27 protein-coding genes and 1 pseudogene are annotated in these 25264 nt (G+C 39.5%); 20 read left to right on the top strand and 8 right to left on the bottom strand.

The window, feature by feature from the left end; all coding sequences use genetic code 11:
• The first annotated feature begins 55 nt into the window (after positions 1-55).
• Positions 56-607 carry a diguanylate cyclase gene (locus MSC25_RS12000; RefSeq protein ID WP_248443540.1) on the top strand — a complete coding sequence of 184 codons (552 nt, stop codon included), beginning with the start codon at positions 56-58 and terminating at the stop codon, positions 605-607.
• Positions 608-892: 285 nt separating this feature from the next.
• Here MSC25_RS12000 and MSC25_RS12005 read toward each other — a convergent pair whose 3' ends face one another.
• The gene (locus MSC25_RS12005) at positions 893-1792 is read right to left on the bottom strand and encodes an SDR family oxidoreductase (RefSeq protein ID WP_248443541.1); all 900 of its coding nucleotides are present in this window, start codon (positions 1790-1792) and stop codon (positions 893-895) included.
• A gap of 609 nt (positions 1793-2401) precedes the next feature.
• Positions 2402-3031 carry a hemolysin III family protein gene (locus MSC25_RS12010; protein ID WP_004586420.1) on the bottom strand — a complete coding sequence of 210 codons (630 nt, stop codon included), beginning with the start codon at positions 3029-3031 and terminating at the stop codon, positions 2402-2404.
• 167 nt (positions 3032-3198) lie between these two features.
• Here MSC25_RS12010 and MSC25_RS12015 point away from each other — a divergent pair, with 167 nt between their 5' ends.
• From MSC25_RS12015 to MSC25_RS12090, 16 genes are all read left to right on the top strand, one after another.
• Positions 3199-3558: a hypothetical protein gene (locus MSC25_RS12015; RefSeq protein WP_024031760.1), complete on the top strand. Its 360-nt coding sequence runs from the start codon at positions 3199-3201 to the stop codon at positions 3556-3558.
• 225 nt (positions 3559-3783) lie between these two features.
• Positions 3784-4062, top strand: a complete 279-nt coding sequence (locus tag MSC25_RS12020; protein WP_024031759.1) for a hypothetical protein — start codon at positions 3784-3786, stop codon at positions 4060-4062.
• A 223-nt stretch (positions 4063-4285) separates the two neighbouring features.
• Positions 4286-4867, top strand: coding sequence for an LON peptidase substrate-binding domain-containing protein (locus MSC25_RS12025; protein WP_248443543.1), 582 nt, complete (start codon positions 4286-4288; stop codon positions 4865-4867).
• 69 nt (positions 4868-4936) lie between these two features.
• Positions 4937-5560: a sigma-70 family RNA polymerase sigma factor gene (locus tag MSC25_RS12030; protein WP_004586416.1), complete on the top strand. Its 624-nt coding sequence runs from the start codon at positions 4937-4939 to the stop codon at positions 5558-5560.
• Positions 5553-6233: a ChrR family anti-sigma-E factor gene (locus MSC25_RS12035; protein WP_248443544.1), complete on the top strand. Its 681-nt coding sequence runs from the start codon at positions 5553-5555 to the stop codon at positions 6231-6233. Before MSC25_RS12030 ends, MSC25_RS12035 begins: the two co-directional genes overlap by 8 nt.
• A gap of 8 nt (positions 6234-6241) precedes the next feature.
• Complete coding sequence (locus MSC25_RS12040) at positions 6242-7195, top strand: DUF523 and DUF1722 domain-containing protein (RefSeq protein ID WP_248443546.1); 954 nt, start codon at positions 6242-6244, stop codon at positions 7193-7195.
• Positions 7195-8586 carry a deoxyribodipyrimidine photo-lyase gene (gene phrB / locus MSC25_RS12045; RefSeq protein WP_248443547.1) on the top strand — a complete coding sequence of 464 codons (1392 nt, stop codon included), beginning with the start codon at positions 7195-7197 and terminating at the stop codon, positions 8584-8586. Before MSC25_RS12040 ends, phrB begins: the two co-directional genes overlap by 1 nt.
• Before the next feature lies 1 nt (position 8587).
• Positions 8588-9016, top strand: a complete 429-nt coding sequence (locus tag MSC25_RS12050; protein WP_121638505.1) for a nuclear transport factor 2 family protein — start codon at positions 8588-8590, stop codon at positions 9014-9016.
• A 2-nt stretch (positions 9017-9018) separates the two neighbouring features.
• Entirely contained in the window at positions 9019-9729 is a 711-nt protein-coding gene (locus MSC25_RS12055) for an SDR family NAD(P)-dependent oxidoreductase (protein ID WP_004586411.1), read from the top strand.
• A complete protein-coding gene (locus MSC25_RS12060) occupies positions 9726-10982 on the top strand; it encodes an FAD-dependent oxidoreductase (protein ID WP_248443548.1) in 1257 nt (418 codons plus the stop codon). The genes MSC25_RS12055 and MSC25_RS12060 overlap by 4 nt, the downstream gene beginning before the upstream one ends.
• The gene (locus MSC25_RS12065; protein ID WP_248443550.1) at positions 10975-11712 is read left to right on the top strand and encodes a DUF1365 domain-containing protein; all 738 of its coding nucleotides are present in this window, start codon (positions 10975-10977) and stop codon (positions 11710-11712) included. The genes MSC25_RS12060 and MSC25_RS12065 overlap by 8 nt, the downstream gene beginning before the upstream one ends.
• A gap of 53 nt (positions 11713-11765) precedes the next feature.
• The gene (locus MSC25_RS12070) at positions 11766-13028 is read left to right on the top strand and encodes a cyclopropane-fatty-acyl-phospholipid synthase family protein (RefSeq protein WP_248443552.1); all 1263 of its coding nucleotides are present in this window, start codon (positions 11766-11768) and stop codon (positions 13026-13028) included.
• Positions 13003-13515, top strand: coding sequence for a DUF2878 domain-containing protein (locus MSC25_RS12075; protein ID WP_029774497.1), 513 nt, complete (start codon positions 13003-13005; stop codon positions 13513-13515). Before MSC25_RS12070 ends, MSC25_RS12075 begins: the two co-directional genes overlap by 26 nt.
• Before the next feature lie 50 nt (positions 13516-13565).
• On the top strand, positions 13566-14039 hold the full coding sequence (locus MSC25_RS12080; protein WP_248443649.1) for a chalcone isomerase family protein: 474 nt from the start codon (positions 13566-13568) through the stop codon (positions 14037-14039).
• Position 14040: 1 nt separating this feature from the next.
• Positions 14041-14580, top strand: coding sequence for a DUF3833 domain-containing protein (locus MSC25_RS12085; RefSeq protein ID WP_248443553.1), 540 nt, complete (start codon positions 14041-14043; stop codon positions 14578-14580).
• A gap of 206 nt (positions 14581-14786) precedes the next feature.
• Positions 14787-15062: an HU family DNA-binding protein gene (locus tag MSC25_RS12090; RefSeq protein ID WP_004586404.1), complete on the top strand. Its 276-nt coding sequence runs from the start codon at positions 14787-14789 to the stop codon at positions 15060-15062.
• A 206-nt stretch (positions 15063-15268) separates the two neighbouring features.
• Here the strand turns inward: MSC25_RS12090 and ilvN are convergent, their stop codons facing one another.
• Together ilvN and MSC25_RS12100 are read right to left on the bottom strand one after the other, a co-directional pair.
• A complete protein-coding gene (gene ilvN, locus MSC25_RS12095; protein WP_004586403.1) occupies positions 15269-15766 on the bottom strand; it encodes an acetolactate synthase small subunit in 498 nt (165 codons plus the stop codon).
• Positions 15766-17490 carry an acetolactate synthase 3 large subunit gene (locus tag MSC25_RS12100; RefSeq protein WP_248443554.1) on the bottom strand — a complete coding sequence of 575 codons (1725 nt, stop codon included), beginning with the start codon at positions 17488-17490 and terminating at the stop codon, positions 15766-15768. Before MSC25_RS12100 ends, ilvN begins: the two co-directional genes overlap by 1 nt.
• Before the next feature lie 444 nt (positions 17491-17934).
• Between MSC25_RS12100 and MSC25_RS20335 the strand changes: the two genes are divergently transcribed.
• From MSC25_RS20335 to MSC25_RS20345, 3 genes and pseudogenes are all read left to right on the top strand, one after another.
• Positions 17935-19092, top strand: a complete 1158-nt coding sequence (locus MSC25_RS20335; protein ID WP_348983538.1) for an immune inhibitor A domain-containing protein — start codon at positions 17935-17937, stop codon at positions 19090-19092.
• A 30-nt stretch (positions 19093-19122) separates the two neighbouring features.
• A pseudogene (locus MSC25_RS20340) lies at positions 19123-19653 on the top strand (phage tail protein); the annotation flags it as partial.
• Between the two features lie 9 nt (positions 19654-19662).
• Positions 19663-20934 (top strand): PKD domain-containing protein, encoded by a 1272-nt coding sequence (locus MSC25_RS20345; RefSeq protein ID WP_348983539.1) that lies wholly within the window; start codon positions 19663-19665, stop codon positions 20932-20934.
• Between the two features lie 203 nt (positions 20935-21137).
• On the opposite strand, the gene MSC25_RS12115 is transcribed toward MSC25_RS20345, so the two are convergent.
• From MSC25_RS12115 to xni, 4 genes are all read right to left on the bottom strand, one after another.
• On the bottom strand, positions 21138-22145 hold the full coding sequence (locus tag MSC25_RS12115) for an isocitrate dehydrogenase (RefSeq protein ID WP_004586400.1): 1008 nt from the start codon (positions 22143-22145) through the stop codon (positions 21138-21140).
• Between the two features lie 189 nt (positions 22146-22334).
• A complete protein-coding gene (locus MSC25_RS12120; RefSeq protein WP_248443555.1) occupies positions 22335-24023 on the bottom strand; it encodes a hypothetical protein in 1689 nt (562 codons plus the stop codon).
• A 6-nt stretch (positions 24024-24029) separates the two neighbouring features.
• Complete coding sequence (locus MSC25_RS12125) at positions 24030-24416, bottom strand: DUF3192 domain-containing protein (protein WP_004586398.1); 387 nt, start codon at positions 24414-24416, stop codon at positions 24030-24032.
• A gap of 69 nt (positions 24417-24485) precedes the next feature.
• Positions 24486-25259 carry a flap endonuclease Xni gene (xni, locus tag MSC25_RS12130; RefSeq protein ID WP_138577205.1) on the bottom strand — a complete coding sequence of 258 codons (774 nt, stop codon included), beginning with the start codon at positions 25257-25259 and terminating at the stop codon, positions 24486-24488.
• Between the last annotated feature and the right edge of the window lie 5 nt (positions 25260-25264).

The following is a 25264-nucleotide window of genomic DNA, read 5'->3' on the forward strand; positions in this document are numbered from 1 at the left end:
TGTTTAGTTTTAAGCATGAGGGTTATTAAAACCAAATATTAAGGACTAACAAACTATGACTGACCCAACTTTATTGATTTTAATGTATTTTGTGATCCCTGTTTGGCTTGCTGCTGGTATTGCTGATTGGTTTTGTCATCGACGTAGTAATATTTCTACAACCAGCGGTGCTAAAGAGTCATTTATTCATTTATTAATGTTTGCCGAAGTGGGCATTCCGTTAATCCTCGTTTTAATTTTTGAAGTTAATAGTTTGATTATTGCCCTTTGTATTGTGTTGTTTTTTCTGCATGAGCTTACAGCAATGTGGGATGTAAGTTATGCGGTAAGTAAGCGAAGGGTAGGGCCGCTAGAGCAACATATACACAGTTTTTTAGAAATGATACCCCTGTTAGCTTTGGTATTAATTATTGCGCGCCATTGGGAGCAATTTACCGCTTTATTTACTCCAGGCGGCTTTCCTCCTGACTTTACGCTGCAATTAAAAGCCTCTCCTTTACCAATAACTTACTTGGCAACGGTGCTATTTATAGCACTTGCGTTAGAATTTACGCCTTATTTAGAAGAGTTCATTCGCGGTATACGTGCTAAAAAAGGTAACACTTAATCGGCTTAAGTTATTTATGCAGTTAATTTATGCGTGTCTAACTCGGCGCACTCTTGCTCACACTGAGCTAAATAGTGCTGTATGAACACAGGTTTTTAGTACCAAGCTAAGATGTTGTCTAAGGTGCTGTCTAAGGTATTGTTAACCAGAGCCTCACCAATACTTAGTGGGGCTTATTTAGGTATAATTGAAAAAAGGCAAGGTAAAAATAGCGGCGTATATACGCCGCTATTATTTTATAAAATCAATAAGCTAAGATTAACTAATATGAGTGAGCCAGCATGATTAAGGTAGATGCTGCCCACCTGTCACCCCCATTATTTCAGCGGTAATGTAACTTGACTCTTGCGATGCTAAGTATACATAGGTGGGTGCTAGTTCAGCAGGCTGGCCTGGTCTACCTAATGGTACGTTATCACCAAATTCAGGCAATTTTTTAGCCGGTTGGCCACCACTTTGTTGAAGCGGAGTCCAAATTGGCCCAGGAGCAACCCCATTAACCCGAATGCCTTTATCAATCACCATTTTTGCTAAACTTTTAGTAAAGCTTGTAATTGCGCCCTTAGTCGATGCGTAATCAAGAAGCCCAGCAGAGGGTTGATAGCATTGGATAGAGGTTGTATTAATAATACTAGCGCCCGGTGGCATATGTTTTACCGCCGCCTTTGTTATCCAAAACATAGCAAATACATTTGTTGCATATGTTTGGCAAAATTGCTCGGTAGATAAATCGTCTAACTCGGCAACAAACTGTTGTTTACCTGCATTATTCACTAATATGTCGATTGAGCCTAAGCTTTCAACGCTTTGCGCCACAAGGTCGTTACAAAAACTCTCATCAGAGATATCGCCTGCAATTCCCCAAGCTTTGCTACCGCTGGCTTTTAATATATCGAGTGTTTCTTTCGCATCGGCTTCTTCGCTGGCTAAGTAATTAATAACCACATCGGCACCTTCTCTGGCAAATGCAATGGCAACCGCTCTGCCAATGCCCGAGTCGCCCCCGGTGATCAACGCCTTGCGACCCTTTAATCTGTCGCTACCTACATAGGTATCTTCGCCGTGATCTGCTTTGGGTTTTAAAATTTCATCTAGGCCTGGGTCTGGTTGTTCACTGTCTTTTTCGGTCCGTCCCATTTGATATTGGCTTCTAGGGTCTTGCATCGTAAATTGGTTAGTTGGCATATCAACGTCTCCTTTAACGTAAAGTTTAAGTTGGATTAACTGCATGTAATCGCAAAGAGCCTAATGGTAGATAACGCAGCAATGCGTGTTACCTATGTCTTTGCTTGGCGGGAATAGACGTAAAAGTGAGTGTGGTTGTAAAATATTGAGTATAAGTAGCAACTTACTAATCTAGCACTTGCTTCACTTATAGAGTCAGCTTGAAATGCGCCCACTTTGTATCTCCTTTAACGTATTTGCTTGGCCAAGGTTTTACTGACCATGTATATTGAAGGAGCAATAGATATGCCATAGCGTTACATTTAAAATATGAAGCTATGTCACTTATTTTAATGCATTTATTTTAAACTAGGAAAAGAGTAAGTAAATAAAATGGGTAAAAAATGGATAAGAGTACCGAAAATGTTACACGCTGTTTATCGAGCTATTTAATTAGGCGAGTAAGAGACAATATTAGGCTTATAGTCAAAGCGGTAAATTACAGCGTTTTTAATTAAGGCTTAGGTGATAACGCCTAAGCTACAACGCGCTTTTATCGCGCTTTTATATAGAAGGGTAGCCAAATTATTGAGGTTTATGTGCGTGGCATAAAATTACTAATTACATGTATTAATACACGTAATTAGTAATTGAAATGTAGTGGCACACGCACCCAGCTATTACAAAGAGGTGCCAAATTGCGTGGCTAAATTGAGTGCTTTTAGCGCTATAAAATAATGTTCCTAAGCTATAAAAAATGCCACCGGCCAGTAACCAGTACAGTGCTTTTACATCAATATTTAAATAAAGTGGGTATACAATCGCAAGGGCAAACCAGCCCATAAGTAAGTAGGTAGCCAGCGAGACTTTTTTATTACCATTTTTAACCAGCACTTTATAAGCAACGCCACCAAGCGCGACTGCCCAAATAAAACTCAGTGTGCCCCAAGACCACCATCCATTAAGAGATAGCAATAAAAATGGGGTGTACGTACCCGCTATTAATACGTAAATAGCGCAGTGATCGCACTTTTTATAAAAAGCGCGTAATTTGGGCTGTACACTGGCGTGATAAAGTGTGGATGATAAAAACAATACAAATAAACTAGCCCCATATACAGCGGTGCTAATATAAGCTTTTACGCTGGTGGCTTGTTTAAATAAATCCCACATTACAAACACAGCAAAAAAGATACCCAATGCATGGCTTAATACATTGAGTTTTTCTTCTTTGCGAGAATAGGGTGCCTCTATAGTCATACTAGTCCTACCACTTATTAATTAAACTTGAGTGTACAGGTGTACGCTCAATGTTTCAATGTCAGCATTATTACTGTAAATTTGTCACCGTACTTTTATTGATTTTAAAAGGAATTAATCGGGTATAGTGTGGTCGTATAGTCTCAATTAATTAAGGCACGTTTATCATGAAAAAAGAGCTCAAAGCCGTTTTACTTACTGCCATTGTTTATCCAGGTGCAGGGCATTTTTCGCTTAAAAAGCATTTAATAGGCTGTATTTTTGCAGGTGTATTCACGCTACTTTTGTTTATGACATTAGGTGATATTTTGGCTATAGCGCAATGTAGCGCAAATGAAATTTTAGCGGGTAAAATTCCGATGACGGCTTCAGGCATTTTACAAGCCGCCCGTAATCCATCAGGTGAATGTGCACAGCTTGGGGAATATAAATATCTTCCTTTAATGGTGGTGATTTGGTTACTAAGTATGGTTGATGCTTATCGGTTAGGTAAAAAAGTTAAACCCGATACGCAAAATAAAAAGTAATGGTAGTCGTTGTTTTAAACTGAAAATAGTGAGCTGAAAAAATTTACTAATAGTTAGTCAAAAAATTAAAAAGGTTAGCTAAATTAACCAAGCCTGAATACTGCGTTGCTATATAGTTTTTAATATAGTCTTTATATATCAATGATTTAATTTTTATTTTTCTGTTGGCACAACCCTTGATTATGTTATTGCGTCTAAACAATATACACAACAAGGAATACCATTATGAAACATTCAATTAAAATCGCTATGGCAAGTTTATTAGTATTAGGTTCTTCGCAAGTACATGCGAGTGAAGTGGACCTAGATGTAACTGATATTATAACGCAAAACGTAACAAGCTATATTAATCAAGCAACGGCAGAACTTGAACAATCAATTTCGCAGAGCCTTAGTTTTGATGCCCAGGCAGTACTTGAGCAATTTGTAAATCAAGCGCAAGAACAAGCTGACGTTACCACGCAGTCTACAATGCCGGTAACTACGCAAGTTAAAGCTAAATAAGTGTAAAAGGATTAGACGATGAGTAACGAATTAGGATTATTTGCACTTATGTTGGCGCCTGTTGTAAGCATGATTAGTGTTTACTATATGGTTCAAGTAATAAAAAGTATGGGAAGTTGGATCAACTTTTAATTTATAGGTAAATAATTCGATTTGAGTAAGCTGATCGACTTAGTAAAAGCGCACGTAAATAAAGGCAGTGTAATTTAAAGAAGTAGACTTTATGAAACGTGCGATTTTCCCATTACCAATATTTGTGTTACCAGAAGGCTATACGCGTTTGCGTATATTTGAGGCTAGGTATTTAAACATGGTAAAAACCGCACTACAAGATAATGTCGGTTTTGTACTGTGCACCTACCAGCACGACACGCCATTTAATATTAGCGCTCAGGGCTGTTTGGTCGATATTATCGACTTTGATCAAGACCCTAGCAATATGCTACTTATTGATGTTTACGCTGCTAAAAGCGTGCAAATAAATGACGTATACCAAGATGAAAGTGAATTGCGTCATGGCTTATTAAGCGATTGCAATACGCCGTATTGGTACAATGACTCCCACAGTGAAATTTCGGCTGATAATCAACGTTTGTCTGATTCTTTGCAGGACATATTTTTAAACAATAAAGAGCTTTCTAGTTTATATAGGCAAACCAAGTTTGATAATTTAGCCTGGGTAGCTGCCCGCTGGCTTGAACTATTACCTATATCTATCGATAAAAAACAGCAACTTGCGTTCGAAAGTAACTTTGCTAACTTACTAAACTTCCTCCATACTGTGATTAACAATGAATTTGCCTAAAATAATGTGATCTGCGTTTAACTGCTTGGCGTATAGATATATACAAAAGCATACACGGGATTAATTATTATGGTAAGTCAACAACCCTCACCACGTTGTGAACCTAATACAGGTAAATATACTGCCATGCCAGAAACGCCAAGTGCAGAGCTTATGCAAGCTCTGCTTGATGTAGCTACTTCGCGAGACAAAAGAGCGTTTGCTTACTTATTTGAATACTTTTCGCCAAAAATTAAACGCTTTGGAATTAAGCAATTTGGCTCTGAGGCACAAGCAATGGAGCTTGTACAAGAAACATTAACCTCAGTGTGGCGTAAAGCGCATTTGTATCACAGCGATAAAGGGGCTGCGACGACCTGGGTATATACCGTAATGCGTAATGCCTCATTTGATATGCTTCGTAAAATGAAAAGTAATAAAGAAGAAAATATAAGCGAAGATATTTGGCCACTTATTAACGAATCTCAAGATACAACACTTGAATTTAGCGACCACTTGGAAGATCAACAAATTAAACGTTACCTAGACAAACTACCAACCGCACAGCGAGAGGTCGTCCGAGGTGTTTATTTCCAAGATATGTCGCAAGAGCAACTTGCTCAACAATTAAATATTCCTGTAGGCACGGTAAAATCACGATTGCGTTTAGCCTTGCAAAAATTACGTAATGAAATGGGAGATCAGCATGATTAAACATCACCCTAGTGAATCTTTACTAGCACAATATTGTTCGGCGCAGTTACCTGCATCGTTAAGCGTTGCGGTATCTATACACGTTGATATGTGCCCAGTTTGCCAAGCAAAAGTGGCAAAATTTGAAGCCGCTAATGCAAAGGATGTATTTAGCGAGCCGCCATACGCCCCTGATACATTAAATTTAAGTAACGATTTACAAGCGCCAGATTTTGACGCTGACCTGCTAGATTTGATAACCGCCGATGCTAGCATTGATGAAGTTTACGAAGTTGAGCCGGTAACCGTACAAGTTAATGAGCATAACTACGAATTACCACGCGCCTTAACACGCATTTCGCATGGGCGTTTTACGCAAGTGGGTAAGCTTGCTCGCTCTCGCGTTGCTATTGATGATGGCCCATTGCGCTCAAGCCTTTTACATATTGGCGCAGGGGGCGAAATCCCCGAGCATACTCATACTGGTTTTGAAGTAACCTTGCTACTTGATGGTGAGTTTAGTGATGAAGAGGGTAGTTACGTGCCAGGAGACTTTATTTGGCAAGATGGCTCTCATCAGCACACCCCACTTACAAAAGATGGCTGTTTATGCTTTACAGTAGTCAGTAGTGCGCTACATTTTAATAAAGGGCTCAGTAAGTTACTTAATCCTATAGGTAACTTGATTTATTAAGAGAATTTATGCAAACAGACACAATAAAATTAGGTATTAGCGCCTGCTTAGCAGGCGAAAAAGTACGTTTTGATACAGGCCATAAAAAGTCTAACTTTTGTATGGATGAGCTTGGAAAACATGTAGAGTACACGCGTTTTTGCCCAGAGGTAGCCGTAGGGTTACCTATTCCTCGGCCAACCATACGCCAAGTACGTGTGGGCGATACAATAAAAGTGTGTCGCCCAGATGGCACTGGCGATGTTGGGCCTAAGTTAACTGAATACGGTAAAAAAGTAGCCACAGAGCAAGCTAAAAACCTAAGTGGTTTTGTTTTTTGTGCGAAAAGCCCAAGCTGCGGTATGGAAAGAATTAAAATTTATAACGAAGCGGGCACCGGCAATACCTCTGAAGGCGTTGGTTTTTTTGCTGAGCAAATAATGAAGCATAATCCATTATTGCCATGTGAAGAAAACGGCCGCTTAAACGACATGCACTTACGCGAAAATTTTGTAATGCGCGTGTACGCCTATAAACAGTGGCAGTTACTAGCATCTGAGCCGCTAACAGTGCATAAGCTTACCCAGTTTCATTCGCAATATAAGTACTTATTAATGGCTCATAATTATCAAGCTTACCGCGACTTAGGTAATTTACTTGGTACTTATAATGGTGATGATATTAACGCTTTAGCAGATGAGTACATTCTTGGGTTAATGAACGGCCTTAAAAAGCCTGCATCACGCAGGAATAATTGCAACACGTTAATGCACTTGCAGGGCTACTTTAAAAAAGACTTATCTAAGGTTGAAAAGCAAGAGCTACGCGATGCCATCGATGAATACCGTCAAGGTTTAGTGCCTTTGTACGTACCGCTTACTTTGTTAAAACATCACTTAAAAGTACATCCTAATGAATACCTAGAAAAGCAGGTGTTTTTTAATCCTTACCCTAATGAACTAAAATTACGTTACGGCATATAATGAATACACTTTTTTGGTTTAGGCGCGATTTGCGCCTTTTTTCTAACGAAGCGCTTACTGAAGCGCTAAATAATGGCGCTAAACAGGCCATTTTTTTTATCTGCGAAAAGCAATGGCAACAACACAACGCCGCTCCCATTCAAATAGATTTACTAAAAAGACGCCTCAATTATATACGCGAGCAGCTAGCGCAGTACGCAATAGAGCTGCATATTTTTGACGCCCCTTACTTTGACGATTGTGAAAGTGCCCTTTTATCATTTTGTGATAAACATAAGGTAGAACATATAATTGCCAATAAAGAGTATGAGTTAAATGAAGTAAATCGTGATGCGGAAATACTTGCAAAGTGTGATGATAAAAATATTACGTTTACCCTCTATGAGGGAGATGTAATAGCGCCTGTAGGCAGTGTTAAAAACCAAAGTAACGAAATGTACAAAGTGTTTACGCCATTTAAAAAACAGTGGCTTAAACAACACCAAGATACTCACTTTAGCTTATTACCGTGGCCTTTAAAAAAACAGCCGATAAATAACAACGCACAGGCAATTAAAAGTGATGGCAGCTCAGAAAAATGGCCAGTTGATGATGAAAGCTTAGCAACCATTGTTGATAATTTTATTTGCGACAAATTAAGTAGCTACGACGATCATCGTGATATACCCAGCATTAAAGGCACATCTGGTTTAAGCCCTTATCTAGCTCTGGGTATTATAAGCCCTAAGCAGTTACTGGTTAATATTCAAAACCGCTACCCAGATATTTTAACAACATCTAAAAGTAAAACGTTTACTTGGGTAAACGAGCTTATTTGGCGCGAATTTTATCGTCATTTAATTGCGCAATTTCCTAAGCTTTCTCGTGGTGATAACTTTAACGAAAAGTACAATGGCGTTAAATGGCGTAAAAACGAGGCTGAGTTTAAAGCCTGGTGCGAGGGGAAAACAGGTTACCCACTCGTTGATGCAGCGATGAGACAGTTAGTTCAAACCGGCTGGATGCATAACCGTTTAAGAATGGTGGTCGCCAGCTTTTTGACCAAACATTTATTAATTGATTGGCGTGAAGGCGAGCAGTTTTTTATGCAGCACCTTATTGATGGCGATTTAGCCTCTAATAATGGCGGCTGGCAGTGGGCTGCAAGCACTGGCTGTGACGCGCAGCCTTATTTTCGCGTATTTAATCCTATCACTCAAAGTGAGCGCTTTGATCCTAATGGTAAATTTATACGTAAATATTTGCCAGAGCTTGAAAAAGTGCCAGATAAACATATTCATTTTCCTCATGCATATTTAGCGTCAATAGGGGCTGATAAGCAATGTTACTGGCCGGCAATCGTAGATCATAAAGCAGCTCGCGAGCGTGCAATAGCTGCATTTAAGGGGTGATATGGAAACAGCATTACCGGTAGCAAAATTTGTAGAAATATATCAACAACTCGATAAATCAAACCTGCATTTGCTTAATGATATTTACAGCGAGCAAATTAAATTTAAAGACCCAATGCACGAAATACACGGGCTAAGCGAGCTTACCCGATATTTTTCTAATCTATATAGTAATGTTAAGCATTGTCAGTTTGATATTAGCGATACCTACGAGCGTGATGATAAAGCATTTTTGTATTGGACTATGCATTACGCCCACCCAAAACTGGCTTCTGGCAAAACTATATCGGTAGAAGGGCACAGTAAGCTGGTTTTTAAAGAAGGTAAAATTATTAACCACCGCGACTATTTTAATGTAGCTGAAATGCTATACAAGCATATTCCTATTTTAGGTGGCGTTATAAATTACATAGATAAACGAGCAGGGTAGCGATGAATATTTTAATTACAGGTGCAACCTCAGGTATTGGCGAGCAGCTTGCAATAAAGTACGCACAGCAAGGCAACACGGTAATTGCTTGCGGTAGAAACCTTGAAAAGTTAGCTGAGCTTGAAAAACACACCAACATTAAAGCGTGTCAGTTTGATGCCACAGACCTTAAAGACATAAAGCAAGCAACCCTGGGGTTTAGTGCTTTTGATAAGGTTATTCTTAACGCTGGTAACTGTGAGTATGTAGATGATGCCCGTAACTTTGACAGCGCTTTGTTTGAGCGAGTTATTTCAGTAAACCTGCTGGCAATGGGCTACTGCCTAGAGGCACTATTACCAAAAATTAGTGCTGGCGGACAACTTGTGCTTGTTAGCTCAAGCGTTACGTATTTACCTCTGCCACGCTCTGAGGCTTATGGCGCATCTAAAGCTGGGGTAAGCTATTTAGCGAAAAGCTTAGCAATCGACTTAAACGATGTTGATGTTACGTTGGTGCACCCTGGTTTTGTTAAAACCCCCCTTACTGATAAAAACGATTTCCCAATGCCTATGGCTGTTACTGCTACAGAGGCCGCCGATTATATGATTAAGGGGATCAATAAACGCCGTAAAGAAGTTCATTTTCCTTATCGGTTTACGCTTATTTTAAAAGCATTACGTATTTTACCGTTACCACTTTGGTTACGTTTAGCAAAAGGATTAGCCCGTTGAAAAAAATAGCAATAATAGGTTCTGGCGTATCGGGTTTAACCTGTGCTCATTTACTGCATAAGCATTACGATATTACTGTTTTTGAAAAAAACGATTACATTGGTGGTCATACCGCGACAGTAGAGATATCTGATGCAGGGGTTAAACGCGCAATAGACACGGGCTTTATCGTATTTAATGACCGCACTTACCCGTACTTTGAAAAACTACTCGCGCGCATTGGCGTAGACAGACAAGAAACACAAATGAGCTTTAGTGTTCATAATCAAGCAAGTGGTTTTGAGTACAACGGACACACCTTTGCCAGCTTATTCGCTCAAAAAAGAAATATATTTAGGCCTAAATTTTGGCGCTTGTTAAGCGATATAGTTAAGTTTAATAAATTATGTAAAGCAATGCACAGTGAGCAAAACTACCCTAAAGATCAAACGCTGGGTCAGTTATTAGATACGCACGGCTTTAATGACTTTTTTAAATACCATTACATTTTACCTATGGGGGCGGCAATTTGGTCAACCAGCATCAAAGAGATGCAAAATGTAGGGGTTGAGTTTTTTGTAAACTTTTTTTACAACCATGGCTTACTTGATGTTACAAACAGGCCGCAGTGGTATGTAATCCCTGGTGGGTCTAAGCAATATATTAAGCCGCTTATTAAAGGTTTTGCAGAGCGGATAAAACTAAATACCGACATTAAGACGGTTACACGTGTAGATAATAAAGTAATTATTACTCTTGAAAATGGCGAACAAGCTGAATTTGATAAAGTGGTATTTGCGTGTCACTCAGATCAAGCCCTTGCATTACTTGGTGATGCGACTGAGCAAGAACAGGCTGTATTAGGTGCAATCCCTTATACCGAAAACTCGGTAGTACTGCATACAGATACCAGTTTACTGCCAGATAGAAAAGCCGCCTGGGCTAGCTGGAATTACTTACTAAACGAAAACACCGACAAAGCAGCGGTTGTTACATACCAAATGAATATACTGCAAGGTATAGACTCAGATACACAATTTTGTGTAACCCTTAATCACTTAGAAGGGATTAACAAAGCAAATATATTACGTGAGTTTACTTATCATCACCCTGTTTTTAACGAAGCATCCATTGCCGCACAAAAACTCAAGCACACTGTTGATGGCCAAAATAATAGCTATTTTTGTGGTGCTTATTGGTATAACGGTTTCCATGAAGATGGTGTTCGCAGTGGAGTAGATGTGGCTAAGCAATTAGGTGTTGAATTTGAATAGCGCTGTATACTTAGGCGATGTAAGGCACAGGCGCTTTGCGGTAAAAAACCATCAGTTTAAATACCCACTTTATATGATGTGGGTAGATTTAAAAAATCCGTTATTGCTTAATAACATTCACCCTATGCTAGGTACTTTTGGGTTTAAAGCACTGCGTTTTAATCAAGCCGATTATTTAAACACACTGCCAAACTCAGAGCCATTAAGTATTATCGAACGTGCACAGTGCCAAATAGAAAAACTAGGCGTTAAAGAGACGTTTTCGCATATTTATATGCTTGGTCAACTTAGGTGTATGGGCATTTATTTCAGCCCTGTAAATTTTTACTTTTACGGTAATAGCACCGATAACTTTAAATATATGGTGGCTGAGGTAAGCAATACGCCGTGGGATGAGCGCCATTATTATTTGGTGCCCTTACAAAAAAAAGTGAACTTTAAGAAGGCTTTCTCCGTATCACCCTTTATGAATTTAGATATGGACTACCATTGGCAAGTACAACATACAGCCGATAACACATTAATTCATATAGAAAATAAACGTGGGGATGAGTTGTTATTCGACGCGTCTTTACGATTAAAGCGAAGTCAGTTAACGAAGCAAGAAGTTAATAAATTATTAAAAAAATTTCCTGCGATGACTTTGTCTATTTTCAAAGGTATTTATGTGCAAGCACTTAAGTTGTTTATTAAAAGGGTTCCTTTTTTAGGTCATTCAGGAAAACCTTAGTATAGTTAAACAAGCTTAGTTGCGGGTAGCGATACAATTATAAAGGGTTTAAGATGGAAAAAGTCTCGAGTATAAACTGCCAAGAGCAAACAGGTTGGTTTACAAACTTATATAAAAAGCTAGTCACCAAAGCCTTTGCAAGTATTGAAACAGGCCAAATAGTGTTAGTTGAAAACAGTCGCTCAACAGTATTTGGTCAACAACATTCAGACTTAAAAACCACGATTACCGTTAACGACACTGCCATGTATAAAGCATTTGCGCTATCTGGCAGTGTAGGTGCTGGTGAGTCTTACATTCTTGGGCAATGGTCGTGTGATAACTTGACCAAACTCATCGAAATTTTTGCCATAAACCAAAAACAACTAGATGCTTTTGAAAAAAAATTCTCGTTTTTTAGTGGCCTAACCCACCGTTTTAACCATCTTAAAAACAGCAACTCAGAATCTGGGTCGAAAAAGAATATCGTTGCACATTACGATTTAGGTAACGATTTATACGAGTCATTTTTAAGCGAGGAAATGCTTTACTCCTGCGCTGTTTATCCATCAAAAGACGCCTCTCTTGAGGATGCTCAACAAAACAAGCTGAAACAAATTTGTGAGCAGGTAGAGATAAACGAAGGCGATTCAGTTATTGAAATTGGCACAGGCTGGGGGGCGTTTGCTATTTATGCGGCCACACATTACAACTGCCATGTTACCACAACAACGATTTCTGATGAGCAATATGCCTATGTTGAAAACAAGGTTAAACAGTTAGGACTTGAAAATAATATAACTTTGCTCAAGCTTGATTACCGTTTATTAGAAGGTCAATACGACAAGCTTGTATCAATAGAGATGATAGAAGCAGTAGGGCATGAATACCTACCAAGCTTTTTTAAGCAATGTAATAGCTTGCTTAAAGAAGACGGTGCAATGCTTATCCAAGCGATCACTATTGGCGATCAACGTTATCAACATTATTTAAAAAACTCTGACTTTATTCAGCAGTATATTTTCCCCGGTGGTTGTTTGCCTTCAATTAATGAGATGAGCGAGCAAATTAAGAACAATACCGATATGGTTATTCATACTGTAAGCGATATAGGCGCGCATTATGCTAGAACACTAGCCGATTGGCGCACACGCTTTATTGATAACTGGCACACCCTAGACAGTGACAAGTTTGATGAGCGTTTTTACAGATTATGGTTATTTTACTTTGCTTACTGCGAAGGCGCTTTTAGAACGCGAGCAACCAGTACCGTTCATTTAACGGCGCGTAAACCACGTTTTACCAGTCAAAATGACGAAATTGCCCTTAATTATTAATTTTGTGCTTTTTCAAACAGTGTGGTTTTTATCACTGTTTTTAGAAGCTCAATCTGTTTTATACACCTCTGGTATTGTTGTGCTTATGTTTGTTTTATCAAAGCAGCATAAGCTCGACGCGTTGCTTTTAGTAAAAGCTTTACCAATTGCGCTGTTATGTGAATACCTTGCTGTGCAGCTAAACCTTTTGGAATTTAAAGTATCCCCTTTTCCGCTTTGGTTAGCCTTGCTATGGGCAGCATTATTGCTTTGCTTAAACACATCAATGGCGTTTATTACTAACCTAAAACTTTGGCAAGCCTATTTAGTGTGCTTAGCCTTTGCACCAATTAGTTATTATTCAGGCGCTCAATTTGGCGTGCTTAGTATTTATTCACCTGTGTGGATGTTTTGGCTTCTGTACGGCGCACTTTGGGCTGCTGCCTTTACATTAATTCTTATTATTAACCAAAAAATTAAAGCGATTATAAATTTTAGCAAGCAATAACAGGAGCTTGTATGAATATCAACGCAAAAATATGTGCAATAACGGCCGCAATGATTATGGCTACTTTTTTTACCCCATTGAGCTTTAGCGAAGAGCAAACTGACTTTAAAAAAGTGGGCGAGGCGCGCATGGAATATTTATTTTGGGATGTTTACGATGCAACGTTATATACCCGCTCAGGGAGTTACAAACAGGGGGCGCACCCAGTTAAATTTACGCTCACCTATTTCCGAGACTTTGCAGCAAAAGACATTGTTAAAGCCACTAAAGAGCAATGGCAGCATTTAGGTAAAAGTGACTTATCTGCTAAGTATGCTGATAAATTGCTCACTCTTTGGCCAGACATTAAAAAAGGCGAGTCGTTAAGCCTACAAACATCACCAAGCGGTGAGGCTACTTTTTATCATAATGATAAAAAGTTAGGTGAAATTAGTGACTCACAATTTGCCAATCAGTTTTTAGCCATTTGGCTAAGCCCAAACACCTCAGAGCCAGCACTTAGAAAACAATTATTAGGGATTTAACATGTGCAATATAAATAAATTTAAACAGCTATGTATTTTAATGGCCGCATTATTTTTAGTAAGCTGCTCCGCGCCAAAAGTAGAGCACTACAATAGCAGCAACCCAGAATTTGATTTTAAAGCGTTTTTTAGTGGCGATTTGAAAGCATACGGCGTTGTGCAAGATTATAAAGGCGAACTCACACGTAAACTTGTTGTCACTATGAATGCGCGCTGGGAAGGTAACGAGGGCGTTATAGAGGAAGACTTTGTGTATGACGATGGTGAAACACAAAAGCGTATTTGGTATGTCACCCTTAATGACGATAATAGCTTAGTGGGACGTGCTGATGATGTACTTGGCATTGCAACCGGTAAAAGCGCAGGCAGTGTGTTTCATTGGAACTACAATGTGGCCTTACCCTATGACGGTAGTACGCTTGAGGTGAATTTTGATGATTGGATGTACCTGGTTACACAATCGCGCTTGATAAACCGAACGTCTATTGTTAAGTTTGGTGTCGAGGTTGGGGAAGTGACCTTAGTTATCGAAAAAATATAGAGCAGTGTGTTATTTAAAGTGTGCCTTTTGTGTACTTAAATTAAGTTTTAGTTAACCCAACACGCTGTATTTTACCGAGAATTATTAAAATTTTACGCATTTTCGAAGTATTTAAGCAAAAAATGCAATTTGCTGTTGCTAACTCCTTAAAAATGCATAAAGATAGGTTTTGCGAAGGCAAAATAATAACGAATAGGAATCTAACAATGAATAAAGCTCAATTAGTTGAAAAAATCGCTACTGATGCAGAAATCTCTAAAGCTGCTGCTACACGTGCACTTGACGCGTTTACTGGCGCTGTAACTTCTTCTTTAAAAGAAGGTAATTCAGTTGCATTAGTAGGTTTTGGTACTTTCTCAGTTAAAGAACGTGCAGCACGTACTGGCCGTAACCCACAAACGGGTGCTGAGATCCAAATCGCAGCGGCAACTATCCCAAGCTTTAAAGCAGGTAAAGGTCTTAAAGACCAAGTAAACCCTTAATTGGCGTTTTACAGAATTTTTTAAAAAAGAGCTATTTAGCTCTTTTTTTTTGCCTGTATTAAAGCAGTGAGCTTACCTAAGTTAAGCTTATTTCCACATGCCTAATTAGGTATTAATGCAGAGCGTTGTAAGGCAAGGCTTAGCATAAAAAATCCCTGCTAATTGCTTAGCAGGGATTTAATATTAAACGCTTAAGCTTTAATTAATTACGCTTTTAACGCTTTGTCACCACGGCCGATCCCTACAGCACCAGAGCGCACCACTTCAATAATGTCGGTTTCATGGCGTAGGGTGTCTAAAAACGATTCTATTTTGTCTGTGCTGCTTACCAGTTGTAAGCTGTAGCTTTGGCGTCCCATATCTAAAATAGCACCTTGGAACACATCTACAACGCGTGTAACCGCTGCACGGGTGGTTTCGTCTTGGGCAAATACTTTAACAAGTAATAATTCACGTTCGATGTGACTCATTTCGGTTAAATCAATAATTTTAAGTACATCAACTAATTTATTAACTTGTTTGGTAATTTGCTCAACGATTCTATCATCACCCATAGTGGTAATGGTGATACGTGACAGTGATTCATCATCAGTTGTACCCACTGTTAAGCTATCTATGTTGTAGGCGCGCTGTGAAAAAAGCCCAACAATGCGAGATAAGGCTCCCGGTTCATTTTCTAATAAAATAGATAATATACGACGCATTATGCTTTTACTCCTTTACGTAACCACATCTCATCAATGCCACCTAGTTTAATTTGCATTGGGTATACATGTTCTTTTTCATCAACGTTAATATCTAAAAATACTAAACGGTCGTTAATGCTCATGGCTTTATCTATAGCAGGTTGTAGTTCATCTAAAGTATCTACCTTTATGCCTACATGGCCATAGCTTTCAACAAGTTTTACAAAGTCAGGTAATGAGTCCATATATGAAGATGAATGGCGACCGCCGTAAATCATATCTTGCCATTGGCGTACCATGCCTAATGAGCGGTTATTTAGCGAAACCACTTTTACAGCCAAGTTGTACTGTAAACATGTTGATAGCTCTTGAATATTCATTTGAATAGAGCCATCGCCGGTTACACACACTGACTCTTTATCAGGAAAGGCAAGCTTAACACCCATAGCTGCTGGTAAGCCAAAGCCCATGGTGCCTAAGCCCCCTGAATTGATCCATTGGCGAGGGTTTTTAAATGGATAATATTGCGCTGCAAACATTTGGTGCTGACCCACATCAGAGCTTACATATGCGTCACCATTAGTGGCTTTATACACTGCTTCTATAACAGCTTGAGGCTTTATTTTGTCGCCATCGGTGTTGTAGCTTAGGCACTTTTGCTCGCGCCAGCTAATAATTTGTCGCCACCAATCCTCTTGTGCACTGCGATCAATTTGAATGCTACTTTTATCTATGCCGGTTTGCAGTTGCTCCATCACAGTGGCTAAACAGCCCACAACCGGAATGTGTGCTTTAATCGTTTTAGAAATAGAGGTCGGGTCTACATCAACGTGAACGATGGTTGCATTAGGGCAAAACTTTTTAACATTATTGGTTACACGATCATCAAAACGCGCTCCCAGTGCTAAAATTACATCGGCATTTGCCATGGCTTTATTGGCTTCAAGCGTGCCGTGCATACCCAGCATACCCACGTAATTTGGGTGAATACCCGAAATACCGCCTAAGCCCATTAATGTATTAGTGATGGGTGCATTTAGCGATTCAACTAAGCGGGTTAATTGCTCAGAGGTGTTAGATAAAATAATACCGCCACCTGAGTATATAACCAGTTTTTTAGCTTCTAAAATTGCGGTAACCGCTTTGCGAATTTGTTTAGAGTGGCCCTTTGTATTTGGGCTGTAGGTTCTATGCTCTGTTGTTTTAGGGAAGTTGTACTCAAACTTAATAGCAGGGTTAAGCATATCTTTTGGTAGCTCAACAACAACGGGCCCAGGGCGGCCAGTACTTGCGATATAAAACGCTTTTGCCAAAATAGCCGGAATTTCTTCAGCGCTTCTGCAGTTAAAACTATGTTTTACAACTGGGCGAGAACAGCCAACAATGTCAGTTTCTTGGAATGCATCGTCACCAATTAAGCTAGTAGGTACTTGCCCCGATAATACCACCATCGGGATTGAGTCCATATAAGCGGTGGCAATACCTGTAATACAGTTAGTTGCGCCAGGGCCTGAGGTAGCAAGTACAACACCAACTTCGCCAGTAGCACGGGCATAACCGTCTGCCATATGGGTTGCGGCTTGTTCGTGACGCACTAAAATATGTTCAATGTCTTCTTGTTGAAAAAGTGCATCGTATAAATCTAAAACCGACCCACCTGGGTAGCCAAAAATATACTTAACCTTCAACTCTTTTAATGCCTGAACAACTAGTTCAGAACCATTATATTCTTGTTTGCTCATCCTCATTCCTCTGTGCGCTGTTTATGCATAAAAAAACCCCCGCGTAGTGCGAGGGTTTTTAAAAAGCAATTTCACTTTTTAATACATCCCCGCTGGGCTTATCACTAAGACCACTACGAGTAAGATTAAAAGGTGAAGTTGTTTTTTCATAATTGTCACTTTATAAAAAGCAAAATGCTGCTTTAGATTAAAAATTCTATATGGGGTTATTTTTAAGGGTTTTACGTGCTTATGTCAACCTTGAAAGGGCTGTTTTGGATTAAAATTTCAAATTAATTTGTTTTTATACTAAAAAGTTGCACGCTATTTGTAGTTATATAAAAAATATGAAGAAATTATGCTAATTTTACCGAGTATCCATAATGGGTAAATAGGTGATTTGAGCGCTGTGCTTAATGCATATATTAGGTATGATAGAGCAATAATTTATCTGGGGAAGATACAGTGAAAAAAATAATATGGCTTGGCTTATTTCTTTGCAGCCTACATCTTAACGCAGCAAATACCAGCGCGCATGACCCAGGTATTATTAACAAACAAAGAATAGAGTATTGGTTAAATAAACGCGCTGATACCCAACAAACCACTAACAAGCCAACGGTTGAAAGCTACTTAGCGAATACTGCACGGCTTAACCCTCTGCAGTTAAAACCTGTTTCTACCATGAAAGCCCGCTTAACCGCTAAGCAAGCCAATAAGCAGCTGCAATATGCAAGTGCGGCTAGCCCTAGCAACGCGCTAAATGAGGTTAAAGTACTGGCTATTTTAATTGATTTTCCTGATTTAAAGCACGATGACAATCAGCTAGTTGATGATGATACCGACATGTATTACGAAAATTATACAAAAGAGCATTACCAACAATTGCTTTTTAATGAAGGTGGCTTTGTTGGTCCTAATAATGAAACGCTTAGCAGCGTATACGATTATTATTACGACGCATCAGGCGCTAGCTTAACTTTTAGCGGGCAAGTATATGGGTGGGTTAGGGCAGATAGTAATGCAAAAACCTATGGTGAGCGCGTAGGTAACACACGCGATATAAATGCCCCCGCACTGATAAAAGAAGCAGTCGAAAAAGCCACTGCACAATTTGATATTGATTTAACACAATATGATTTAACAGATTTAGATGATATTGACGGCGATGGCATTATCAACGAGCCAAACGGCATTATCGACCATGTTATGGTTTTTCATTCCAGTATTGGTGAAGAATCCGGTGGAGGCTATTTAGGCGTTGATGCAATTTGGTCTCACCGCTACTACGTATTTGATGAAAACAGTGAACCTGTCAGTATTGCGGGTAGTAGCGTTAAGTTATCGGGTTATACGATAAACCCAATAGATGCCAGCATAGGTGTCGTTGCGCATGAATTTGGTCACGACTTAGGTTTAGCAGATGAGTACGATTTACAGTCAAATACTGTGGGTGAGCCTGTATCGTCTTGGTCAATAATGTCTACTGGTAGCTGGGCTGGTGGCCCTAGAGGTTCACAGCCCGTTATGTTTAGTGCACAGGCGCTTGAGTATTTACAAAACAGATACCAAGGCAATTGGGTGAACCAGCTTAATTTAACCATGGAGGAAGTGAACAGCTAGCCTCAGCAGTCGCTAGTTTATACTAGCTCACTTTCTCAGCAGCAAAGCCAAATTAAAGTGACACTTGCGCAGCAGCTAGAAAAATTTAAAACCCCGGTTGAAGGTGATTTTCAATTTTACTCTGGTACAGGTAACAACCTAACACACACGCTCTCACAAACCGTGACCTTACCTGAGGCGGCTACACCACTGACTCTTAGCTTTTTAGCTTACTACAGTATTGAGCGCGATTATGACCTTGTACAAGTAAAGGTAAATCAAACTCCTTTAGCTGGTAATTATACAATCGAGACAAATCCTTATTATGGCGATATAGGCCCGTATATAACTGGTGATTCGTTTTTACATGCAGATGCGCAGCAACCTAATGGTTTTTTAATGCATGAGTTTGATTTAACACAATATGCAGGACAAACCATTACATTAAGTATTGAGTATATTACCGATACAAACACACAGTATTATGGTTTTGTAGCCGATGATTTAAAAATAACACACAACAATACTGTGATTTGGCAAAATAACGCAGAGCAGCCAAGTATTAACTTAGCGTTAAATGGTTTTAGCCGCGTGAGTAGTTATATTTATGCTAAACCAGCCCACTACTATATACAGCTACGTGCGCACAGAGGTGTGGATGCCGGCTTACAAGCAGAGCAATATTCACCGGGAGTTTTATTGTGGTATAGCAATAGTGCATTTGATAACAACAACACAACTGATCACCCAGGGGGTGGTTTTAATTTAGTGGTTGATGCGGATGAAAAGCCAATTTATCGCGGTACAAGTAGCACCACACTTGCAGATACACCTATACAAGTACGCGATGCTGCATTTAGTTTATATCAGCAAAGTGCAGGTTTAGGCGATCAAGACTTGGCTGCCATTAGTGAGTTTAATGATCATTTTGATTACAGCTTTACGCAGCAGGCTGAATCAGGTGTAGTGCTTACTCCCCAAGGGTTTAATTTTGAAATAGTCAGCCAACACCCTGAAAGTGAAACAGCAGAGCTTTTGCTTAGCTATGATGCGCTACAACAAATAACCACAACAGTAAACGAGGCAACCGTTAGCTTTAATGTAGCCGGTTTAAAGTTAACCCCCACAGATACATTTTTATGGGACTTTGGTGATGGGCAATCGAGTACTGAGCTACGTCCTACACATACCTATGCCGATTACGGCACCTATAGCGTTACCTTTTCGGCAATGGGTGAGACGTCTACGCAAACACAAACTAAACAAATTACCATCACAAAGCCGCTAGAAATTGAAAATTTAACGTATCAGTTAAGCGGTGCGACTTTATCTGCTCAAGCAATCGTAACTGGCGGTGAAGCACCTTACAACATGAGTTGGCTTATAGATGGTGTACCCGTATCGCAAACTGAAAACCTAGATTACCAATTTAGCTACTCTGGAGATTACACCCTCGCGTTAATAGTAACTGATACGCAAGGAATAAGTGTTAGCCAACAACATGCTTTGAGTGTTAATGCACCGCTGCAATTAAGTACACGCCATACGGCAAATAACTTAGCGGTACAATTTAATAGCTCACCATTAGGGGGAACTGGTAATTATACGTATAGCTGGGATTATGGCGATAGCAGCCCACTAGGTACAACGCAAAACCCAAGTCATAATTACCAAGATGCAGGTAGTTATTCAGTAAAACTTGTGCTCACAGACAGTCAAACCAATGAAGTTATAAGTAGTGAGCTAACAGTCTCGGTACAAGAAGCGCAAAGTGAATCGTCATCAAGTGGTGGGGCAATAGGTTATTTTATTGCGCTATTAGTGATAAGTGGGTTTTATCGGCGTACCAGCAATAAAGTTTAATGATTTTGTGAAGTAATACCAATCGACTTAAATGTCTAATAACTTAACACCCGTGGTATAAAAGGTGATGCTCGCTGCATTAAAAACTCTATTTAAAATAAATAGCGTAGTTATGCCAAGTGATGTTATCAGCAAAGGTTAAAATACAAAAAAGCCAGCAATATGCTGGCTTTTAGGCTTAAAACAAGATTAACCTTGTTAAATTATAAACGGTCGATTACTGATTGAGTGAAATCAGTTGTACCGTGGCTGCCGCCTAAGTCACGTGTTGTGCGATCGCCTGATTTAATTACATCAGCTACTGCGCTGCGAATACGCTCAGCCGTGTCGCCCATATCTAAGTGCTCAAGCATTTGGATAGACGCTAAAATTACTGAAGTAGGGTTTGCTAGGTTTTTGCCAGCAATATCTGGTGCACTTCCGTGAACGGCTTCAAAAATAGCAGCATCTTCACCAATGTTTGCACCTGGTGCCATACCTAAACCGCCAACTAAACCAGCACAAAGATCAGATAAAATGTCGCCAAATAAGTTAGTTGTTACTACAACGTCAAACTCTTCTGGTGTCATAACTAGCTTCATACATGTTGCGTCAACAATCATTTCAGTTGATTCAATTTGCGGGTAACGCTCAGCAACTTCACGTGCAACTTTTAAAAATAAGCCAGAGGTAGATTTTAAGATATTTGCTTTGTGTACTGCGGTTACTTTTTTACGGCCTTCACGTACTGCTAACTCGTAGGCAAAAGTGATGATTTTCTCAGCGCCTTCGCGAGTAATTACAGATTTAGCTTCTGCTTCGTTACCGTCTTCGCTTACTACTTGGCCTAAACCTGAGTACATACCTTGGGTATTTTCACGAATAGTAATGATATCGATATCATCGTAACGTGCTTTAGTACCAACAAATGATTTAACAGGGCGTACGTTTGCGTATAAACCAAACTGCTTACGTAATGTTACGTTAATAGACGTAAAACCTTCACCTACCGGCGTCGTTAAAGGACCTTTAAGAGTGATTTTATTTTTAGCGATTGTATCAATTGTTTCTTGAGGAAGTAGCTCGCCAGTTTTTTCTAGTGCAGCAAGGCCTGCATCAACAAATTCATAATCAAAATCGCAACCTGCGGCTTTTAATATTTCAAGTGCTGAGTCGATAATGCTCGGACCGATGCCGTCGCCTTTGATCACTGTGATGGTTTGTTTGGCCATTGACTTTTCCTTTAAAAGAATAAAAAACGCACATAAATTATTACTAATAATAGTAACTGCTTGTTAGGTCATTTATGTGACGTATGTGGATATATTTTGAGGGCGCATTTATACCAACTTATCGCCCATTTTGCCAGTTTATACTATAAATACAGGGTATAACCTGTGTTTATAGTCAGCATAAGTGACTTAAATGCTGTTATATAGCGATAAGCCTTGCAGTTGCGCAAAAAAATCATCCTCAGATTTAAAGCCTTGTACTTTTAGCTGCGCATTTAAAGTTTGTTTTTGCCAAGAAGTTAAAGGCAGAGCGGGTTTAAAAATAGTTTGCGCCACGACCTTTAAACTAATCCATAATTTGTGCTGCTCGTTTAGCGCTTTTTTAGGTTGTTGTTCAGCATCGAGTAGGGGCTTGGTCCATGGATTATCACTCAGTAGTTGGGTTAATTCTGTATTTAAATGTTCATTATTAATCGTTTCCACCCCAAAAAAGGCTGCTAATGGGGCACTATAGGTTTGGTTAGGCACGCTACTTATGGTTACTTTTGCACAGAGCTGTGCACTGCAATGGGTTAATAAATAATGCACGTAACCATAGATGGGCAAGGCTATATGTTCAAATTGCTGTTTTGGGTTATTACTTACCATTAAAGCTAAAATACTAATAAAGCTATTAAGTTTATTCAGTACGATGTGTTTGTGCGGATGATGTGATGTATCCACTAATTGCTCAAATATAACCCGCTGAATAATTGCCGGTGCATTATCGTAGCCGACCATCGACAAGCTATGGCGTAAGTCTTTGGCGGCTTGGTGCTGATTGTTATAGGGCCTGACTGCTTGGCAGAGCTTCTGTGTTATTTCACTAAAAGGGGCCAGTAACTTATCTAATCCTTTAAAACTATATTCATGCGCTACTTTTATATGACTTACTAACGCTATTAATTCGGCCTTTGAACTTATCTGCACAGAGGCTTTACGTACCAGGTGCTCATTGTTCCAGGCTAAAAATAATACCCGTTTATCAGTACATAGCCATTGCAGTGGTTGATCTTTAAGTGAGGTTTTAACCTTGTACCACGCCAGTTTTTTCTCATTATTGGCATTAATAAGTATATGCTTATTAGTCTCATCACTTGCTAGATAAACCATTGCTTGGTCGCTGTAAACAATTTTACTGCCTGGCAGGTGTGGGCCTATATGCGCTATTAAATCCTTGATTAACCTTTGCGCAAATGGGTTAGCTGTTTTGACATACAATTCACCCAAAGCTTTGTAAAAATTCAATGGGTTCTTTTTCGATGTATAGGTGATGTTCATCGCGATAATATTACTTAATGCACACAAGGTTATGGCATTGTCATATAGCATTATGTCGCTAGTACTTAGTAACGCTTGCTTATACTTATTTAATTTAGCCAACATACGCACGCTATTTTGAGTAGGGTGCTGTGCACTGAGCAACACTTTTGCTGCTAGCTGATGGCGAAAACGCCATATTTTTTTATCGCTGAGTGTAAGCATTTGCTGCTGCGCAATTTTATTATGCTGCGCTACAACGCAGCAATGCTCTACCAATGCAACACCAATATAAAGCTCGGTTAGTTCGTCATCAAATTGCTGGCTAGCGCACAGTGCGGTGCTAATAACACATTGGTTAATAACGAGGTTTGTAGCAAAGTCGTAGTGGCTGGTGTACAAGCTTAAACGCGCTTGTAAAGCGTGTGGGTGTTGCTGATACAAAACGCGATAATGCTGGGCTGTTTGTACAACAAGCGGATAAAGATGTTGCCACTGCGTTTTGTCACTATAAATTGTTAGTATTTGATGTGTGTTATGCAGTAACCGCACTAACTGTTTTGAAATAGGCTCATCCATTGGCCATCACCTGATCTTTTCCTGATAAGTTGTATAGGCGCTGGGGCCCCATAAAAATAACTCACCATTTTTAAATAATAAGCCGGTGCATTCATCCATCGTGGTTATGCCATCTGAAGTTTGGTGCTGAGTACGGTAAAAAACAATCTGCCATACTTGGTCTTTATTACGTTTGGCATAGGTTAAATCGGGGCTTCCTAAATAATCGAGTACACTGTTTAAAGTAACCGCCTCATCAATTGACAGCTTTCTTATGTAGCGCTCGTTAAAGGCCTCACGGTCTTGCCAAATCATTGCTTGCGGGTCATCTTTATAAAAGGTGATCACTAAAGTCGCAATGAGTGCATACAAGCCTAACCCTAATATTAAGTATCTTATAAACTTTTTAATCATTTTTAACTCACACTCGCAACAATAAAGTGAGTATATGTTGTGCGCTTAAACAGTGCTATCAACATGCGACTAATGCAACCTTAACTGCTTTAAACTAAAGCCTAGCTGTATATCTGTTCGCAAAGTGACTAATTGTTTAGAAATAACATACATGTCTTTTTGCTCAACTAGCTTTTTTTGAATACTGCTTGATAGGGCATCATCTTCTATGGCGCTATCTATGCTTTCGTAGGTATTTACAATAAGCTGAGCCGATTTAGTCCCTATGCCTTTAACGCCGGGTACATCGTTAGTTTTATCACCCGCTAAGGCCCAAAAATCAATAAGTTTACTTTGCTCAATACCAAAACGCTGCTCAATGCTGTCGCAATCTAGGTAGGTCTTTTTAAAGTAATCGTACACACAAATATAGTCGTTCAAAAAAGGTAAAAAACCCTTATCGGTAGAAACAATGGTACTGTTTATCTTATTTTTTGCAGCTTTGTCGGCTAAGGTGGCTATGATATCGTCGGCTTCATCGTTGAGCGGTTCAAATACAACGATGCCCGTTTGCTCTATAGCTTCTTTAAAGTTGTGCAGCGCATTTTTAAGCGTGTCGGGCATGGGGGCCCTAGAGTGTTTATATTGCTTATAAAAGTGGTAGCGCCAGCTTTTGTCGCCATCAAAAACAGCTATAGCGTGAGTGGCATTTGTTGACTGTAAAAGCTTTTTGCAAGCATGTGCTACGCGCGCGCAACTGGCCTTTAGCATCTGCTCTTCACTATGGTGTGTTTGGTTAGCGTCAACTGCGTAAATGCGCCTAATTAAATTAAGCGCATCAATTAAAAGTAAATGGGGTTTCAAATAGT

The sequence above is a fragment of the Pseudoalteromonas sp. 1CM17D genome (assembly GCF_023161805.1).
In the GTDB taxonomy this organism is placed as follows: domain Bacteria; phylum Pseudomonadota; class Gammaproteobacteria; order Enterobacterales; family Alteromonadaceae; genus Pseudoalteromonas; species Pseudoalteromonas atlantica.

Bases quoted from the DNA above. Each gene is read 5' to 3' on its own strand.
- MSC25_RS12055 (WP_004586411.1), top strand. From the start codon at position 9,019: ATGAATATTTTAATTACAGGTGCAACCTCAGGTATTGGCGAGCAGCTT.
- MSC25_RS12025 (WP_248443543.1), top strand. From the start codon at position 4,286: ATGAAACGTGCGATTTTCCCATTACCAATATTTGTGTTACCAGAAGGC.
- MSC25_RS12090 (WP_004586404.1), top strand. From the start codon at position 14,787: ATGAATAAAGCTCAATTAGTTGAAAAAATCGCTACTGATGCAGAAATC.
- ilvN (WP_004586403.1), bottom strand. From the start codon at position 15,766: ATGCGTCGTATATTATCTATTTTATTAGAAAATGAACCGGGAGCCTTA.
- MSC25_RS12030 (WP_004586416.1), top strand. From the start codon at position 4,937: ATGGTAAGTCAACAACCCTCACCACGTTGTGAACCTAATACAGGTAAA.
- MSC25_RS12050 (WP_121638505.1), top strand. From the start codon at position 8,588: ATGGAAACAGCATTACCGGTAGCAAAATTTGTAGAAATATATCAACAA.
- phrB (WP_248443547.1), top strand. From the start codon at position 7,195: ATGAATACACTTTTTTGGTTTAGGCGCGATTTGCGCCTTTTTTCTAAC.
- MSC25_RS12015 (WP_024031760.1), top strand. From the start codon at position 3,199: ATGAAAAAAGAGCTCAAAGCCGTTTTACTTACTGCCATTGTTTATCCA.
- MSC25_RS12080 (WP_248443649.1), top strand. From the start codon at position 13,566: ATGATTATGGCTACTTTTTTTACCCCATTGAGCTTTAGCGAAGAGCAA.
- MSC25_RS12040 (WP_248443546.1), top strand. From the start codon at position 6,242: ATGCAAACAGACACAATAAAATTAGGTATTAGCGCCTGCTTAGCAGGC.
- MSC25_RS12115 (WP_004586400.1), bottom strand. From the start codon at position 22,145: ATGGCCAAACAAACCATCACAGTGATCAAAGGCGACGGCATCGGTCCG.
- MSC25_RS12125 (WP_004586398.1), bottom strand. From the start codon at position 24,416: ATGATTAAAAAGTTTATAAGATACTTAATATTAGGGTTAGGCTTGTAT.
- MSC25_RS12000 (WP_248443540.1), top strand. From the start codon at position 56: ATGACTGACCCAACTTTATTGATTTTAATGTATTTTGTGATCCCTGTT.
- MSC25_RS12010 (WP_004586420.1), bottom strand. From the start codon at position 3,031: ATGACTATAGAGGCACCCTATTCTCGCAAAGAAGAAAAACTCAATGTA.
- MSC25_RS12035 (WP_248443544.1), top strand. From the start codon at position 5,553: ATGATTAAACATCACCCTAGTGAATCTTTACTAGCACAATATTGTTCG.
- MSC25_RS12120 (WP_248443555.1), bottom strand. From the start codon at position 24,023: ATGGATGAGCCTATTTCAAAACAGTTAGTGCGGTTACTGCATAACACA.
- MSC25_RS12005 (WP_248443541.1), bottom strand. From the start codon at position 1,792: ATGCCAACTAACCAATTTACGATGCAAGACCCTAGAAGCCAATATCAA.
- MSC25_RS12100 (WP_248443554.1), bottom strand. From the start codon at position 17,490: ATGAGCAAACAAGAATATAATGGTTCTGAACTAGTTGTTCAGGCATTA.
- MSC25_RS12070 (WP_248443552.1), top strand. From the start codon at position 11,766: ATGGAAAAAGTCTCGAGTATAAACTGCCAAGAGCAAACAGGTTGGTTT.
- MSC25_RS12020 (WP_024031759.1), top strand. From the start codon at position 3,784: ATGAAACATTCAATTAAAATCGCTATGGCAAGTTTATTAGTATTAGGT.
- MSC25_RS12085 (WP_248443553.1), top strand. From the start codon at position 14,041: ATGTGCAATATAAATAAATTTAAACAGCTATGTATTTTAATGGCCGCA.
- MSC25_RS12075 (WP_029774497.1), top strand. From the start codon at position 13,003: ATGACGAAATTGCCCTTAATTATTAATTTTGTGCTTTTTCAAACAGTG.